This window comes from Ochrobactrum sp. AN78 (assembly GCF_029909885.1).
GTDB lineage: Bacteria > Pseudomonadota > Alphaproteobacteria > Rhizobiales > Rhizobiaceae > Brucella > Brucella quorumnocens.
In genome coordinates this window covers 122,156-138,028 of sequence record NZ_JASAMU010000006.1, presented here as the reverse complement: position 1 = coordinate 138,028, position 15,873 = coordinate 122,156, and the positions used below count along the sequence as shown (strand labels likewise).

Here is a 15,873-nt window from a genome sequence, read left to right as displayed (position 1 = left end):
GTGATTGGAAAATATGGTGGGCGATGAGAGACTCGAACTCCCGACATCTTCGGTGTAAACGAAGCGCTCTACCAACTGAGCTAATCGCCCGACTGACTTGTCAGCCGCTGTGAGAGCCGTTTAGGCAATTCGTTCGAAGAGTGCAAGCGCAAAATTACAAAAATGCATTCTTTTTATTTCTCCGGCTACAATCCACAGGCTTCATCAATTATAACTGGCAGAGACACCCCTATTAGAGCACCTGGAATTGTACGCTTCATGATCGCCGATCTGAATCGCGATTCCAATTCATGTGAATTTTGAATACCTTCCGGGGAGGGGCGTGCCGGTGTGGATAAAGCAGGCCAAGCTCAGAACCCCATAAATGCGCGGCTTTTCGAATAAAAACAAAATTCTTCTTTTTTCTTCAAACCACTCGCTTGACACTGGTGAGAGAACCCCTTAAACGACCGCTCACACCGAACGGAAACGCCGGTGACTACCCAGCCAAGCGGCTGAAAATGAAATGCGCGGGTGTAGCTCAGTTGGTTAGAGTGCCGGCCTGTCACGCCGGAGGTCGCGGGTTCGAGCCCCGTCACTCGCGCCATTTTCATTCAGGAAATCAAACAGAAATCTTGATGAAAATGGCGCACCTCGCGTTCTTTTCCTTATCTACTAAATATTTGAGTTTGATCGCTGCAGTCATTGTTTTGATTCAGCGTTTTTTGCGTTTGTGAGTTTGCCTCAAAAAATGGGGTTCACGGGCCAAAGAGCGATGTGATTCCGTGCTGAAAGCTGAGGCTATTTTGCCTTCTTCTTCAACGAGAGATAAATGACGGAGAGGATTCCGGCCAGAATGACCAGAACGTCGCCGCTGGCGAGCAGATATGTGCCCAACGCTGTCTCCTTGCGAATCCTGTCCGGCACCCAAGGCTGAAAGTCAGTCCTTTCGGGTACATACATTTTGAAAGTCATCGATTCTGCGTGCTGAGCCGATGTCGCTATGTGCGATCCATGGGATTTTAGAGGTGCGCCCAGTTAATTGAAGGCAAGCAATCTTGCGCGTTGGCTCACATGCGCCAAATCTTTCCAAAAACCGTAACGATCGCGGTGATAATTTTCCGAAAGCGGAGAATGTTTCATTCAGCGGGGCAGGGCGCTGTTATGCCTTTCAGATATGGGGCTCGATTTTGACCCCTATATATAAAGAGAGTCCGAAATGCTGTTGAGGCTTATGCCTCATATGAAATCCGGCGTATAAAGTTTGTCCGCTGAGGATTGCATTATCGCTACACATTTCTGCACGCTTTACTTTCTTTGACGCGCGTTGAGATCCATCTGAATCGGTCACAAGAATGAGCCGAATGATTTAAATCGATTGATTCTATCGGGTGGATAATGGCGAAAGATCGCTGTTTGCCTTTTCCTCACGAAATTATGATGTTTTCGTGCTATATGGGGTTTGGGTGGCATATATGGGCTTGATGTTGCCTCTTATTAAGCATCTTGGCCGGACTATACCCGCCTGTTCGTGTTGGAGGGCTTGCGCTCGCGCGCATGCTGCGCTAACCGTCCCGCCAAATACTTAAGTTCGCACGGCATGCCTTTTGAAGCTGCTTGAGGCGACGAGGTCGCAAGAGATGCAATGTGTCGCATGGTGGTAGGCTCTAAAAAGCTTATGACAGGCGGCGCAGCCTCGTATTCAAGCCGGATAAGGATCATGAACGAGCTTTTAAGTTCCTATTTGCCGATTGTCATCTTTCTCGGCATCGCGATGGTAATTGGTGTAGCCCTTCTGGTTGCGCCGTTTCTTGTCGCGTACAGACAGCCCGACCCGGAAAAGCTTTCAGCTTACGAGTGTGGGTTCAATGCCTTTGATGACGCTCGCATGAAATTCGACATCCGTTTCTATCTGGTGTCGATTCTCTTCATTATCTTCGATCTCGAAGTCGCCTTCCTGTTCCCGTGGGCTGTGTCCTTCGGCGCAATCGGCTGGTTCGGCTTTCTGTCGATGATGCTTTTCCTTGGTGTTTTGACCATCGGCTTCATCTACGAATGGAAGAAGGGAGCGCTGGAATGGGATTGACCGGTACAAATCAGGCGTCGGGTTCGACGCTCATTGCCCCGCAGCCAAAGGGTATTCTTGACCCTCGCACGGGCAAGCCTGTCGGCTCCGATGACGCATTCTTCAATGATCTCAACGGCGAACTGTCCGACAAGGGCTTCATCGTCACCTCTGCTGACGCTCTGATCACCTGGGCACGTACGGGCTCGTTGATGTGGATGACTTTCGGTCTCGCATGCTGCGCTGTGGAAATGATGCATATTTCCATGCCGCGCTATGATGCCGAGCGTTTCGGTATTGCGCCACGCGCATCTCCGCGCCAGTCCGACGTCATGATCGTTGCAGGTACACTGACCAACAAGATGGCTCCGGCTTTGCGTAAGGTCTATGACCAGATGCCTGAGCCTCGCTATGTTATTTCGATGGGTTCCTGCGCCAATGGTGGCGGCTATTATCACTACTCTTATTCTGTAGTGCGTGGCTGCGATCGTGTGGTTCCAGTCGATATTTATGTTCCAGGCTGCCCGCCAACCGCGGAAGCGCTGCTTTATGGCATTCTTATGCTTCAGAAGAAGATCCGCCGTACTGGTACTATCGAGCGCTAATCGGGCCGTTGCTGTCTGAATTGTGCAAGAGGGTTTGTTAGAAGTCGATCTGTTTTCCCAAGGATGGGTCGGGTTCTAAAGAAGGAAGTTAGAGATATGAGCGAAGAAGCTCTTGGTGAACTTTCCGGCTATATCAAGGAACGTCTCGGCGATGCGATCGAAGAGGCGAATCTGGCTTATGGTGAGCTGACGCTTAGCGTTCCAGTTGCAAGCTTGATCAGCGTTCTCACGTTCCTGCGCGATGACGTGCAGTGCCAGTTCGTGAACCTGACGGATATTTCCGGCGTAGACTATCCGCAGCGCGTACAGCGCTTCGACGTTGTCTATCAGCTCATGTCTCCACGTCAGAACCTTCGTATCCGCATTAAGGTTCGCGCTGATGAAGATACGCTGGTGCCGTCTGCAGTGTCTGTCTATGTCGGTGCCGAGTGGTTCGAACGTGAAGCTTACGACATGTATGGCATCCTGTTCTCCGGCCATCCTGATCTGCGTCGTATTCTGACCGATTATGGTTTTGAAGGTCATCCGCTGCGCAAGGACTTTCCAACGACTGGTTTCGTTGAAGTTCGCTATAGCGATGAAGCAAAGCGCGTCATTTACGAGCCTGTCGTTCTGCGACAGGAATTCCGCAATTTCGACTTCCTCTCGCCGTGGGAAGGGACTGACTACGTCCTGCCCGGCGACGAGAAGGCAAAGACGAATTAAGGTGAGATGATGGGCTCTGTCGAAAGATTGAACGGCCAATGTCTTTGTGGAGAGGTGAAATTCACAGCCTCTCCTGCGAAGATGGAAATGGACGTTTGCCATTGCAGCATATGCCGTCGCTGGTCCGGTGGCGCGTTTATGGCTGTGAACTGTGGTACTTCGGTCGAGATTGAAAATGAAGCTGCGCTTGCGACCTATAGCTCTTCAGAGTGGGGTGAGCGTCGTTTTTGTTCGAAGTGTGGTGCCTCGCTGTTTTGGCGCGGTGTGCACGATGGAATGACGATGGTGTCCATGCAGGCTTTTGCCGAGCCGGAGCTGTTTCATTTTGCCGAAGAAATCTTCATCGATAACAAGCCTGCAAATTACGATTTTGCCAACAAGACCCACCGGATGACCGGCGAGGAATTCTTGGCGGCGATAGCAGCCAAACAGGAAGCTGAACATGGCTGAGACTCAGGTCCGCAACTTTAATATTAACTTCGGTCCGCAGCATCCGGCTGCGCACGGCGTTTTGCGTCTAGTTCTTGAACTCGACGGCGAAGTCGTTGAACGTGTCGATCCGCATATCGGTCTGCTGCATCGCGGCACCGAGAAGCTGATGGAAACGAAGACCTATCTTCAGGCTTTGCCTTATCTCGACCGTCTCGATTATGTGGCGCCGATGAATCAGGAACACGCCTATGCGATCGCTGTCGAACGCCTGCTCGGCGTTGACGTGCCTAAGCGTGGCCAGTTGATCCGCGTCCTTTACTCGGAAATCGGCCGTATTCTGAATCACATTCTTAACGTGACCACGCAGGCTATGGACGTTGGTGCGCTGACGCCGCCGCTCTGGGGCTTTGAAGAACGTGAAAAGCTGATGGTGTTCTATGAACGCGCTTGTGGTGCACGTATGCACGCAGCTTATTTCCGTCCAGGTGGTGTTCATCAGGATCTGCCTGATCAGCTTGTGGAAGATATCGGCAAGTGGATCGATCCGTTCCTCAATACCACGCTTGCCAATCTCGACGATCTGATTACGCCAAACCGCATTTTTAAACAGCGTAACGTCGATATCGGTGTTGTTTCGCTTGATGATGCTTGGGCATGGGGCTTCTCGGGCGTCATGGTTCGTGGTTCGGGTGCAGCATGGGATCTGCGCAAGTCGCAGCCTTATGAATGCTACAACGAAATGGAATTCGATATTCCGATCGGTAAGAACGGTGACTGCTATGACCGTTACTTGATCCGTATGGAAGAAATGCGCCAATCGGCCCGCATCATGCGCCAGTGCGTTGATCTTCTGCTCGGCAAGGAACGCGTAGGTCCTGTCTCCAATACCGATAACAAGATCGTGCCGCCGAAGCGCGGCGAGATGAAGCGTTCGATGGAAGCGCTCATCCATCACTTCAAACTTTATACGGAAGGCTATCACGTGCCTGCCGGTGAAGTTTATGCAGCTGTCGAAGCACCAAAGGGTGAATTTGGCGTCTTCCTCGTATCGGATGGCACCAACAAGCCTTATCGCTGCAAGCTGCGCGCCCCGGGCTTTGCCCATCTTCAGGCCATGGATTTCCTGTGCCGCGGTCACATGTTGGCTGACGTGTCGGCAATTCTTGGCTCGCTCGATATCGTGTTTGGTGAGGTTGACCGCTGATGTCCGTTCGCCGTCTCGCAGATGATGCCGTCCAGCCGGCTGGTTTCGCTTTTAACGCGGAAAACCAGAACTGGGCGCACAAGACGATCGCAAAATACCCTGAAGGCCGCCAACAGTCGGCTGTTATCCCTTTGCTCATGCGTGCGCAGGAGCAGGATGGCTGGGTCACGAAGGCTGCTATCGAACATGTCGCAAACATGCTCGATATGCCGCTGATCCGCGTTCTCGAAGTCGCTACTTTCTATACGCAGTTCCAGCTGAAGCCAGTTGGCACGCGCGCGCACATTCAGGTTTGCGGCACCACGCCATGCATGTTGCGTGGCTCGGAAGCACTGATGGATGTTTGCCGTCATAAAATCCACCACGATCCTTTTGAGCTTAACGCCGAAGGCACGCTGTCGTGGGAAGAAGTTGAATGCCAGGGCGCTTGTGTCAATGCACCGATGGTCATGATCTTCAAGGACGCTTATGAAGACCTGACACCGGAACGCCTTGCTGAAATTATCGATGCGTTCGAAGCAGGTAAGGGCGACACTGTTAAGACGGGTCCGCAGGATGGGCGTATTACGTCTGAACCTATGGGCGGTCTAACAGCGCTGACTGAAGATTTGGACTACAAGAAGATCGGTCTGGAAACCCGTAAGGCATCCGATGCTGCAGTTGCCAAAGCCAAGGCGGAAGCTGAAGCAAAGGCTAAGGCAGAAGCTGCAGCGAAAGCTACGGAAGAAGCCAAGAACGTTGCACCATCGAATGCAGCCAAACCAGTGACCAATGCTACGGAAACCGATCCAAGCCTCAAGACGCCGTCTGATGTTAAGGCATCAAACGCTGCTGAGAAGGCTGCTTCGGTTGACAGCAAGCAAGATTACAAGCTTGACGATAAGAACCGTCCGGAAGCAATTGAGCGTCCAGAAGCTGTTGACGATCTGAAGCTTATTTCCGGCGTCGGCCCGAAGATTGAGGAAACCCTGCATGAGCTGGGTGTTTTCACCTTCAAGCAGGTTGCTTCCTGGAAGAAAGCCGAGCGCGAATGGGTTGACGGCTATCTAAGCTTCCACGGTCGCATTGATCGTGAAGACTGGGTTAAGCAGGCCAAGGCTTTGGCCAAGGGCGGCGTCGAAGAATACATCAAGGTATTCGGAAAGAAGCCCGTATGATGACTTCGACATTGGCAAACAGAAACGGAAACAGGTGAGACATGCTGGCTGATAAGGATCGCATATTCACCAATATCTATGGCTTCAAGGACATGTCCCTGAAGGGCGCTATGTCGCGTGGCCATTGGGATAACACTAAAGGCTTCATCGACAAGGGTCGTGACTGGATCATCGACGAGATGAAGGCATCTGGCCTTCGTGGTCGTGGTGGTGCTGGCTTCCCGACCGGCCTGAAATGGTCCTTTATGCCGAAGGAAGTTACGGACCGGCCGCATTACCTCGTCGTCAATGCCGACGAATCCGAACCGGGCACCTGTAAGGACCGCGAAATTCTGCGCCACGATCCGCATACGCTGATCGAAGGCTGCGTTATCGCCGGTTGCGCCATGGGCGCTCACGTTGCTTATATCTATCTGCGCGGCGAATTCATGCGTGAGCGTGAAGCGCTTCAGGCAGCGATTGACGAATGTTACGATGCAGGTCTTCTGGGCAAGAACAATAAGTGCGGCTGGGATATGGAGATTCTTCTCCATCACGGCGCTGGCGCTTATATCTGCGGCGAAGAAACCGCTCTGTTGGAAAGCCTTGAAGGAAAGAAGGGCCAGCCACGTCTGAAGCCTCCTTTCCCCGCAAATATGGGCCTCTATGGCTGCCCGACGACAGTGAACAACGTTGAATCGATTGCTGTTGCTCCGACGATCCTTCGTCGCGGCGGCGCATGGTTCTCGTCGATCGGTCGTCCGAACAATGTCGGCACGAAGCTGTTCCAGATTTCCGGTCATGTGAATACGCCATGCACCGTGGAAGAGGGCCTCGGCATCACCTTCCGCGAGCTGATCGAAAAGCATGGCGGCGGTATTCGCGGCGGTTGGGACAATCTGCTTGCAGTCATTCCTGGCGGCGCATCATGCCCGATTATTAAGGCCGAAGACATGATGGACGCCATCATGGATTTCGACGGTATGCGCGACAAAAAATCGTCGTTTGGAACCGGCGGTCTGATCGTCATGGACAAGTCCACTGACGTCATCAAGGCAATTGCTCGTCTTGCAGCTTTCTTCAAGCATGAAAGCTGCGGCCAGTGCACGCCTTGCCGTGAAGGTACGGGTTGGATGTGGCGCGTCATGGAACGCATGGTCAAGGGTAACGCGCAGAAGCGCGAAATCGACATGCTGTTTGATGTGACCAAGCAAATTGAAGGTCACACGATCTGCGCGCTTGGTGATGCTGCTGCATGGCCTATTCAGGGCCTGATCCGCAATTTCCGTCCGGAAATTGAAAAGCGCATTGACGATTATACGCGCAACGCTGTTCAGAGCCGCAACATCCGTCTGGAAGCAGCGGAATAAGGCTGACACATTGTGTGGTGCGGTCCGTCTCCCACGGGCCGTAATAGAGTTTGACATCTGGAAGATGCGGCAAGAGCCGCAGGTTTGGATAAGCGATGGCAAATATTAAGGTTGACGGCACAGAGATCGAAGTACCCGATCACTATACGCTCCTTCAGGCTGCCGAAGCCGCGGGGGCGGAAGTCCCGCGTTTTTGTTTCCACGAACGGCTTTCCATCGCCGGAAACTGCCGCATGTGCCTTGTTGAAGTGAAGGGTGGACCGCCAAAGCCGGCTGCATCCTGCGCTATGGGCGTACGCGATCTGCGTCCCGGCCCGAATGGCGAAGCACCTGAAATTTTCACCAACACGCCGATGGTCAAAAAGGCCCGCGAAGGCGTGATGGAATTCCTGCTCATCAACCATCCGCTCGATTGCCCGATTTGCGATCAGGCAGGTGAGTGCGATCTGCAAGATCAGGCAATGGCGTTTGGTACCGACGGTTCACGCTATCGCGAAAACAAGCGTGCGGTTGAGAACAAGTATATCGGCCCGCTCGTCAAGACTGTGATGACACGCTGCATTCACTGCACGCGCTGCGTCCGCTTCACGACCGAAGTGGCTGGTATTTCTGAACTCGGCCTCATTGGTCGTGGTGAAGATGCTGAAATTACCACATATCTCGAGCGCGCTATGACTTCGGAGCTGCAGGGCAATGTCATCGACCTTTGCCCGGTTGGTGCTCTGACCTCACGTCCATATGAATTCCAGGCGCGTCCGTGGGAATTGAACAAGACTGAAACCATCGACGTGATGGATGCAGTTGGTTCGAACATCCGCGTTGATACCCGTGGCCGTGAAGTGATGCGCATCATGCCGCGCGTTAATGAAGCGGTGAACGAAGAGTGGATTTCCGACAAGACCCGTTTCATCTGGGATGGTCTGCGCACCCAGCGCCTTGATCGCCCCTATGTTCGTAAGGATGGCCGTCTGGTAGCAGCAACGTGGCCTGAAGCTTTTGCAGCAATCGCTGCCAAGGTTTCTGCAACATCTGCTGACAAGATTGGGGCTGTTGCTGGCGATCTGGCTTCGGTTGAAGAACTTTATGCTCTGAAGAGCCTGATCGCGTCGCTTGGTTCTGCCAATATTGATAGCCGTCAGGATGGCGCAGCACTTGATCCAGCTTTGGGTCGTGCAAGCTATCTCTTTAATACGACGATCGAAGGCATTGAAAATGCTGACGCTCTTCTGATCATCGGCTCCAACCCACGTGTTGAAGCGGCTATTCTGAACGCTCGTATTCGCAAGCGTCAGCGCATGGGCCATTTCCCAATCGCTCTGATCGGTGAACAGGCTGAACTGCGTTACAACTACGAATATCTTGGCGCAGGTGCAGACACACTTGCAGCTGTCGCTTCCGGCAAAAATGCATTCCGCGACGTGCTGGCGAAAGCCGAACGTCCGCTGATCATTGTTGGTCAGGGCGCATTGACTGGCGAAAACGGCGCTGCTGTTCTGGCTCAAGCTGCAAAGCTCGCGCAAGATGTCGGCGCGATCAATGGCGAATGGAACGGCTTCTCGGTCCTTCACACTGCGGCTTCGCGCGTCGGTGCTCTTGATCTCGGCGTTGTGCCGGGTGAGGGCGGCAAGGTTGCAGGCGAAATGCTCGGCAATCTTGATGTTGTGTTTCTGCTCGGTGCAGACGAACTCGACATGACAAGCAAGGGTTCGAGCTTCGTTGTCTATATCGGTACGCATGGCGATGCCGGTGCACATGCGGCTGACGTTATCCTGCCAGGTGCGGCTTACACCGAAAAATCGGGTACATGGCTCAACACTGAAGGTCGCGTGCAGCTCGGCAACCGTGCTGGTTTCGCACCGGGCGAAGCAAAGGAAGATTGGGCAATTCTGCGCGCTCTTTCCGACACGCTCGGCAAGCGTCTGCCATTTGACAGCCTCGCACAGCTTCGCGCCAAGCTCTATGCAGATTACCCGCATATGATGGCCATTGACACTGTTGCACCTGCCGCTGCCGACGATCTGGTCGCGCTGGCTGGTAAGGCAACCAACCTGGGCGGCGGCGCTGCGTTCGTTTCCCCGGTCAAGGATTTCTACCTGACGAACCCAATCGCGCGTGCTTCCGCTGTCATGGCCGAGTGCTCGGCGCTTGCGGCCGGCAGCTTCCAACAGGCAGCTGAGTAAGCGAGAGAGAGACGGAATAATGGACGGAATTTTTGCAGCTTACGTCTTGCCCGCGCTGATTATAGCGCTGAAGTCGGTCGTTCTGCTTGTCGTATTGCTGATCGTCGTGGCTTACCTGCTTTATGCGGATCGTAAGATCTGGGCAGCCGTGCAGCTTCGCCGTGGACCGAACGTCGTTGGCCCATGGGGTCTGTTTCAGGCTTTTGCCGATCTTTTGAAGTTCGTCTTCAAAGAGCCGATCATTCCATCCGGCGCGAATAAGGGTGTGTTTCTTCTTGCACCTTTCATTTCCGCTGTGCTGGCAATGGCAACCTGGGCGGTCATTCCCGTCAATGAAGGTTGGGCAATCGCCAACATCAATGTCGGTTTGCTTTACATCTTCGCTATTTCTTCGCTTGAAGTTTATGGCGTTATCATGGGCGGCTGGGCCTCGAACTCGAAGTATCCGTTTCTGGGTGCACTTCGTTCGGCAGCGCAGATGGTCTCCTATGAAGTTTCGATCGGTTTTGTGATCGTTACGGTTCTTCTGACGGTTGGCTCGCTTAACCTGACAGATATCGTGTTGTCGCAGAATACGGGTATCGGTACATCACTCGGACTGCCGGCTTCGTTCCTCGACTGGAACTGGCTGGTTCTGTTCCCGATGTTTGTGATCTTCTTCATTTCGGCACTTGCTGAAACGAACCGCCCGCCATTCGACCTTGTCGAAGCTGAATCGGAACTCGTGGCCGGTCATATGATCGAGTATTCGTCCACACCGTTCCTTCTGTTCTTCCTCGGCGAGTATGTGGCGATCACGCTGATGTGCGCCCTGATGACGACGCTCTTCCTTGGCGGCTGGTTGCCTCCGGTTGACGTATGGTTCCTCAATTGGGTTCCGGGCATCATCTGGTTCATGCTCAAGCTTTGCTTCTGCTTCTTCATGTTCGCTATGGTGAAGGCTTTCGTACCGCGTTACCGCTACGACCAGTTGATGCGTCTGGGCTGGAAAGTGTTCCTGCCGATCTCGCTCTTCATGGTTGTTCTTACCGCGACCGTCATCAAAGTCTTCGATCTGGTGTAAGGAGAAAGAAAAATGGCTTCTTTCGCACAGGCCGCGAAATCACTCCTTCTCAAGGAATTCGTCGGCGCTTTCTTCCTCTCCATGCGCCAGTTTTTCGCGCCAAAAGCGACGTTGAACTACCCGCATGAAAAGGGTCCGATTTCTCCACGTTTTCGTGGCGAACACGCGCTGCGTCGTTATCCCAACGGCGAAGAACGCTGCATTGCCTGCAAGCTTTGCGAAGCGATCTGCCCGGCGCAGGCTATCACCATTGAAGCGGGTCCCCGCCGCAATGATGGCACGCGCCGCACGGTGCGTTACGACATCGATATGGTGAAGTGCATCTATTGCGGCTTCTGTCAGGAAGCTTGCCCTGTAGATGCGATCGTTGAAGGTCCGAACTTCGAGTTTGCGACCGAAACCCGCGAAGAGCTCTACTATGACAAGGACAAGCTCCTTGCCAATGGCGATCGCTGGGAACGCGAAATTGCGCGCAACATCGCTATAGATGCGCCATATCGCTGATTGGTTTTGCTGAAACCTCTGTTTCGGCATCTGGTTTGAAAAGCGGCAATAAGAGGGGGCAGCCTCGCTTGTTGTCTGAATTTAAGTTTCGCGATTTTTCGCGACAAACAAAGACTAAAGCGGGCAAAGCAATAGGGCTTTGTCCACGGAAAGGTGTTGGGGGATCCCCATGCTGACAGGTATTGCGGCAGCGTTCTTTTATCTGTTCGCCTTTATCATGATCGCCAGCGCGTTCATGGTGATTGCGGCGCGCAACCCCGTGCATTCGGTGCTGTTTCTGATCCTCGCTTTCTTCAATGCGGCGGCACTGTTCTTGCTAACGGGGGCCGAGTTCCTCGCCATGATCCTGCTTGTCGTTTATGTCGGCGCTGTGGCGGTTCTCTTCCTCTTCGTCGTCATGATGTTGGATGTCGATTTCTCTGAGCTCAAGCGTGGTGCGCTGCAATATGCGCCGGTTGGTGCTCTTGTTGGTCTGATCCTGCTTGGCGAGCTGATCGTTGTGTTCGCAGGTTCGATGTTCACTCCTAAGCTGGGGCAGGGCTCGGTTCCTATCCCTGATCTCGCAGAACGCACCAACACTGCAGCCCTCGGTGACATTCTTTACACCGACTACGTTTTCAACTTCCAGATTGCCGGATTGGTTCTTCTCGTTGCCATGATCGGTGCGATCGTTCTGACGCTGCGGCACAAGCCAAATGTAAAGCGCCAGTCGATCCCGGATCAGGTTGCTCGTACGCCTGAAACGGCGATCGAGATCAAGAAGGTCGAAACGGGCAAAGGCATCTGAGGATAAGAATATGGAAATCGGTATTTCTCATTATCTGACCGTTTCAGCCATCCTGTTCACACTTGGCGTTTTCGGTATTTTCTTAAACCGCAAGAACGTCATCGTCATCCTGATGTCTGTCGAATTGATCCTCCTCTCGGTCAATCTCAACTTCGTGGCGTTTTCTTCTGTGCTTGGCGATATGGTCGGGCAGGTTTTCGCGCTCTTCGTTCTGACTGTTGCAGCTGCAGAAGCGGCTATCGGTCTGGCAATCCTCGTTGTTTTCTTCCGTAATCGCGGTTCTATCGCGGTGGAAGACGTCAATGTTATGAAAGGTTGACGGGCAAATGCTCTATAACGCGATCGTCTTCCTTCCGCTTATTGGCTTTCTTGTTGCCGGTCTTTTCGGCAACAAGATTGGTGCCAAAGCGAGTGAATATCTTACTTCCGGCCTGATGGTGATCGTTGCGATCCTGTCATGGGTCGTGTTCTTTCAAATCCCGCTCGGCCACGATGCCGAAACGGTTCGTATCCCCGTGCTTCATTGGGTTACGTCCGGTTCGCTGTCCTTTGATTGGGCGCTGCGCGTCGATACGTTGACCGGCGTCATGCTTGTCGTGATCAACTCGGTGTCGGCACTCGTGCATATCTATTCGATTGGATATATGCACCACGATCCGCATCGTCCGCGCTTCTTCGCCTATCTGTCGCTCTTTACCTTTGCCATGCTTATGTTGGTAACGTCGGACAATCTGATTCAGATGTTCTTCGGCTGGGAAGGTGTGGGTCTGGCATCCTATCTTCTGATCGGTTTCTGGTTCCAGAAGCCATCGGCAAATGCCGCCGCAATGAAAGCCTTCGTTGTCAACCGCGTTGGTGACTTCGGCTTCCTGCTCGGTATCTTCGGCCTGTTCGCACTGTTCCAGTCGGTCGATTACAACACGATCTTTGCTGCTGCTGCGAATTATTTGCCTGCTGAAGGTGCTGCCGATACCGGTGCGGTTGTTCTCAACTTCCTCGGCTATGAACTGCACAAGGAAACAGCCCTTACTGTTGTTTGCCTGCTGCTTTTCATGGGTGCGATGGGTAAGTCCGCGCAGTTCCTGCTGCACACATGGCTTCCTGACGCGATGGAAGGCCCGACACCTGTTTCCGCACTTATTCACGCGGCAACGATGGTGACCGCGGGTGTGTTCATGGTTGCACGTTTGTCGCCGATCTTTGAACATTCGCACACCGCATTGTTGATCGTGACGATTATCGGCGCAACGACAGCATTCTTTGCTGCAACAGTTGCGCTTGTGCAGAACGACATCAAGCGCGTTATCGCTTACTCGACCTGTTCGCAGCTTGGTTATATGTTTGCGGCTCTGGGTGTCGGCGCTTATGGCGCGGCTGTATTTCACCTCTTCACGCATGCATTCTTCAAGGCACTTCTGTTCCTTTGCGCCGGTTCGGTTATCCATGCCGTTTCGGACGAGCAGGACATGCGTCGCATGGGTGGTCTGCGCAAGCTGATCCCAATCACCTACTGGATGATGATGATCGGTACTGTTGCGATTACGGGTCTGGGCGTTCCAGGAACGATCATCGGTACGGCTGGCTTCTTCTCGAAGGATGCTATTATCGAGTCGGTCTTCGCATCGCACAGCCTTGCGTCAGGTTACGCCTTCACGCTTCTGGTTATCGCAGCGATGTTCACGAGCTTCTATTCATGGCGTCTGATTTTCATGACTTTCTATGGCAAGCCACGCGCTTCCGCTGAAGTCATGCATCATGTGCATGAATCGCCGCCAGTGATGCTCGTTCCGTTGTTGCTGCTTGCTGTTGGTGCTCTGTTTGCTGGTTTCGTCTTCAAGGAATACTTCTTCGGACACGAATATGCAGAGTTCTGGAAGGGCGCGCTCTACACCGCTCCAGGCAATGAAATCCTGGATCATTATCACCACGTTCCATTGTGGGTTAAGCTGTCACCTTTCATCGCGATGGTGATCGGTCTGGTTACGGCCTGGGTGTTCTATATCCGAGCACCACACATTCCGAAGGCACTCGCAGAACGTCATCGCGGTCTGTACCAGTTCCTTCTCAACAAGTGGTACTTCGACGAACTGTATGACCGCATCTTCGTTCGTCCTGCACGTTGGCTCGGCCGCTTCTTCTGGAAGGTCGGCGACGGCAAGATTATCGACGGATACGGTCCAAACGGTGTCGCTGCACGCGTTCTTGATGTTACAGGTCGCGTTGTGAAGATGCAGTCTGGTTACCTTTATCACTACGCATTCGCGATGCTTATCGGCGTCGCCGCGCTCGTCACCTGGATGATGCTCGGGAGCTCTCTCTGATGACCGATTGGCCAATTCTTTCTACGGTCACATTTCTGCCGCTCGTCGGCGCCTTGTTGATCCTTCTCATCAAGGATGACAGCGAAGCCTCGCGTCGTAACATTAAGAATGTTGCGCTGCTGACTACGGTTTTCGTGTTCATTCTGTCTTTGGTTATCTGGGCTGGGTTTGATAATTCAAATCCAGGCTTCCAGATGGTCGAACAGGTCGACTGGCTCGGTGGTGGGATTTCCTACCACATGGGCGTTGACGGCATTTCGATGCTCTTCGTCGTGCTTTCTGCTTTCCTCATGCCTTTCTGCGTGCTGGCAAGCTGGATCGCTATCGACAAGCGCGTCAAGGAATACATGATCGCGTTCCTTATTCTGGAAACGCTCATGATCGGCGTGTTCTGCGCGCTGGATCTGTTCCTGTTCTACGTCTTCTTTGAAGCAAGCCTTATCCCGATGTTCATCATCATCGGTGTCTGGGGTGGCAAGCGCCGCGTTTATGCAAGCTTCAAGTTCTTCCTCTACACGCTGCTCGGCTCGGTACTGATGCTGATCGCGATCATGGCAATGTACTGGCAGGCCGGTACATTGAATATCGTGGAGCTGCTCAAGTACGATTTCCCTGCAGGCATGCAAACGTGGCTATGGCTGGCATTCTTCGCATCGTTCGCTGTAAAGATGCCGATGTGGCCGGTTCACACCTGGTTGCCGGACGCGCACGTTGAAGCACCAACGGCAGGCTCGGTTATTCTGGCCGGTATCCTTCTGAAGCTGGGTGGCTATGGCTTCCTGCGCTTCTCGCTGCCGATGTTCCCGCTGGCATCTGCCGATTTCGCTCCATTCGTCTTTGCACTTTCCGCAATTGCTATCGTCTACACCTCGCTCGTTGCTTTGGTGCAGGAAGATATCAAGAAGCTGATTGCTTACTCCTCGGTTGCGCACATGGGTTACGTCACCATGGGTATTTTCGCAGCCAATGAGCAGGGTGTGCAGGGTGCAATCTTCCAGATGCTCTCGCACGGTATCGTTTCAGGCGCACTCTTCCTTTGTGTCGGCGTGATCTATGATCGTATGCATACCCGTGAGATTTCGGCCTTTGGCGGTCTCGTCAACAACATGCCGAAATATGCCGTTGCATTCCTCATCTTGACGATGGCGAATGTCGGTCTTCCGGGTACGTCAGGCTTTATCGGTGAATTCCTCACGCTGTTCGGTGTCTTCCGCGTCAATACGTGGGTGGCTCTGTTCGCAACCTCTGGTGTGATTCTGTCGGCAGCCTATGCGCTGTGGCTTTATCGCAACGTGGTTTTCGGTGCGCTGACCAAGGAAAGCCTCAAAGGCCTTCTCGATCTCAGCCCGCGTGAAAAGCTGATCCTGTATCCGCTTGTGATCCTCACCATTTTCTTCGGTGTGTATCCAGTGCCGGTCTTCGATGCGACCGCAAGCGCTGTGCATGCACTGGTTAATAATTACGACGCAGCGCTGGCGAATGCCGCTAGCGCTACGCTGGCGCAGTAGTAAAGGCAAAGGCC

General features: G+C 53.2%; 14 protein-coding genes and 2 tRNA genes. 15 read left to right on the top strand and 1 reads right to left on the bottom strand.

Features of this window, described 5'->3' with window-relative positions:
• Positions 1–14: 14 nt before the first annotated feature.
• Positions 15–90: transfer RNA gene (locus QBD00_RS13190), tRNA-Val, on the bottom strand.
• A 419-nt stretch (positions 91–509) separates the two neighbouring features.
• Here QBD00_RS13190 and QBD00_RS13185 point away from each other — a divergent pair.
• The 15 genes from QBD00_RS13185 to QBD00_RS13115 all read left to right on the top strand — a co-directional run bounded on the left by QBD00_RS13185 (position 510) and on the right by QBD00_RS13115 (position 15,859).
• Positions 510–586, top strand: a tRNA-Asp gene (locus QBD00_RS13185).
• Positions 587–1,699: 1,113 nt separating this feature from the next.
• A complete protein-coding gene (locus QBD00_RS13180) occupies positions 1,700–2,065 on the top strand; it encodes an NADH-quinone oxidoreductase subunit A (RefSeq protein ID WP_007874537.1) in 366 nt (121 codons plus the stop codon).
• A complete protein-coding gene (locus tag QBD00_RS13175; protein ID WP_318579725.1) occupies positions 2,056–2,649 on the top strand; it encodes an NADH-quinone oxidoreductase subunit B in 594 nt (197 codons plus the stop codon). The genes QBD00_RS13180 and QBD00_RS13175 overlap by 10 nt, the downstream gene beginning before the upstream one ends.
• 96 nt (positions 2,650–2,745) lie before the next feature.
• Complete coding sequence (locus QBD00_RS13170) at positions 2,746–3,354, top strand: NADH-quinone oxidoreductase subunit C (RefSeq protein WP_095446437.1); 609 nt, start codon at positions 2,746–2,748, stop codon at positions 3,352–3,354.
• 9 nt (positions 3,355–3,363) lie between these two features.
• A complete protein-coding gene (locus QBD00_RS13165; RefSeq protein ID WP_404900999.1) occupies positions 3,364–3,804 on the top strand; it encodes a GFA family protein in 441 nt (146 codons plus the stop codon).
• Positions 3,797–4,990, top strand: coding sequence for an NADH-quinone oxidoreductase subunit D (locus QBD00_RS13160; protein ID WP_095446439.1), 1,194 nt, complete (start codon positions 3,797–3,799; stop codon positions 4,988–4,990). The genes QBD00_RS13165 and QBD00_RS13160 overlap by 8 nt, the downstream gene beginning before the upstream one ends.
• The gene (locus tag QBD00_RS13155; RefSeq protein WP_318579723.1) at positions 4,990–6,147 is read left to right on the top strand and encodes an NADH-quinone oxidoreductase subunit E; all 1,158 of its coding nucleotides are present in this window, start codon (positions 4,990–4,992) and stop codon (positions 6,145–6,147) included. Before QBD00_RS13160 ends, QBD00_RS13155 begins: the two co-directional genes overlap by 1 nt.
• Positions 6,148–6,188: 41 nt before the next feature.
• Positions 6,189–7,496, top strand: a complete 1,308-nt coding sequence (gene nuoF / locus QBD00_RS13150; protein WP_095446441.1) for an NADH-quinone oxidoreductase subunit NuoF — start codon at positions 6,189–6,191, stop codon at positions 7,494–7,496.
• Positions 7,497–7,591: 95 nt separating this feature from the next.
• On the top strand, positions 7,592–9,676 hold the full coding sequence (gene nuoG, locus QBD00_RS13145) for an NADH-quinone oxidoreductase subunit NuoG (RefSeq protein WP_318579722.1): 2,085 nt from the start codon (positions 7,592–7,594) through the stop codon (positions 9,674–9,676).
• Positions 9,677–9,695: 19 nt separating this feature from the next.
• The gene (gene nuoH / locus QBD00_RS13140; RefSeq protein WP_095446443.1) at positions 9,696–10,739 is read left to right on the top strand and encodes an NADH-quinone oxidoreductase subunit NuoH; all 1,044 of its coding nucleotides are present in this window, start codon (positions 9,696–9,698) and stop codon (positions 10,737–10,739) included.
• A 12-nt stretch (positions 10,740–10,751) separates the two neighbouring features.
• Positions 10,752–11,243, top strand: a complete 492-nt coding sequence (gene nuoI / locus QBD00_RS13135) for an NADH-quinone oxidoreductase subunit NuoI (protein ID WP_094576849.1) — start codon at positions 10,752–10,754, stop codon at positions 11,241–11,243.
• 169 nt (positions 11,244–11,412) lie between these two features.
• Positions 11,413–12,030, top strand: a complete 618-nt coding sequence (locus tag QBD00_RS13130; protein WP_024897483.1) for an NADH-quinone oxidoreductase subunit J — start codon at positions 11,413–11,415, stop codon at positions 12,028–12,030.
• 10 nt (positions 12,031–12,040) lie between these two features.
• Positions 12,041–12,349, top strand: coding sequence for an NADH-quinone oxidoreductase subunit NuoK (gene nuoK / locus QBD00_RS13125; protein WP_007874552.1), 309 nt, complete (start codon positions 12,041–12,043; stop codon positions 12,347–12,349).
• A gap of 7 nt (positions 12,350–12,356) precedes the next feature.
• Positions 12,357–14,351, top strand: a complete 1,995-nt coding sequence (gene nuoL, locus QBD00_RS13120; protein WP_095446445.1) for an NADH-quinone oxidoreductase subunit L — start codon at positions 12,357–12,359, stop codon at positions 14,349–14,351.
• Positions 14,351–15,859, top strand: coding sequence for an NADH-quinone oxidoreductase subunit M (locus QBD00_RS13115; RefSeq protein ID WP_095446446.1), 1,509 nt, complete (start codon positions 14,351–14,353; stop codon positions 15,857–15,859). The genes nuoL and QBD00_RS13115 overlap by 1 nt, the downstream gene beginning before the upstream one ends.
• The last annotated feature ends 14 nt before the right edge of the window (positions 15,860–15,873 follow it).

Bases quoted from the DNA above. Each gene is read 5' to 3' on its own strand.
- QBD00_RS13180 (WP_007874537.1), top strand. From the start codon at position 1,700: ATGAACGAGCTTTTAAGTTCCTATTTGCCGATTGTCATCTTTCTCGGC.
- QBD00_RS13175 (WP_318579725.1), top strand. From the start codon at position 2,056: ATGGGATTGACCGGTACAAATCAGGCGTCGGGTTCGACGCTCATTGCC.
- QBD00_RS13170 (WP_095446437.1), top strand. From the start codon at position 2,746: ATGAGCGAAGAAGCTCTTGGTGAACTTTCCGGCTATATCAAGGAACGT.
- QBD00_RS13165 (WP_404900999.1), top strand. From the start codon at position 3,364: ATGGGCTCTGTCGAAAGATTGAACGGCCAATGTCTTTGTGGAGAGGTG.
- QBD00_RS13160 (WP_095446439.1), top strand. From the start codon at position 3,797: ATGGCTGAGACTCAGGTCCGCAACTTTAATATTAACTTCGGTCCGCAG.
- QBD00_RS13155 (WP_318579723.1), top strand. From the start codon at position 4,990: ATGTCCGTTCGCCGTCTCGCAGATGATGCCGTCCAGCCGGCTGGTTTC.
- nuoF (WP_095446441.1), top strand. From the start codon at position 6,189: ATGCTGGCTGATAAGGATCGCATATTCACCAATATCTATGGCTTCAAG.
- nuoG (WP_318579722.1), top strand. From the start codon at position 7,592: ATGGCAAATATTAAGGTTGACGGCACAGAGATCGAAGTACCCGATCAC.
- nuoH (WP_095446443.1), top strand. From the start codon at position 9,696: ATGGACGGAATTTTTGCAGCTTACGTCTTGCCCGCGCTGATTATAGCG.
- nuoI (WP_094576849.1), top strand. From the start codon at position 10,752: ATGGCTTCTTTCGCACAGGCCGCGAAATCACTCCTTCTCAAGGAATTC.
- QBD00_RS13130 (WP_024897483.1), top strand. From the start codon at position 11,413: ATGCTGACAGGTATTGCGGCAGCGTTCTTTTATCTGTTCGCCTTTATC.
- nuoK (WP_007874552.1), top strand. From the start codon at position 12,041: ATGGAAATCGGTATTTCTCATTATCTGACCGTTTCAGCCATCCTGTTC.
- nuoL (WP_095446445.1), top strand. From the start codon at position 12,357: ATGCTCTATAACGCGATCGTCTTCCTTCCGCTTATTGGCTTTCTTGTT.
- QBD00_RS13115 (WP_095446446.1), top strand. From the start codon at position 14,351: ATGACCGATTGGCCAATTCTTTCTACGGTCACATTTCTGCCGCTCGTC.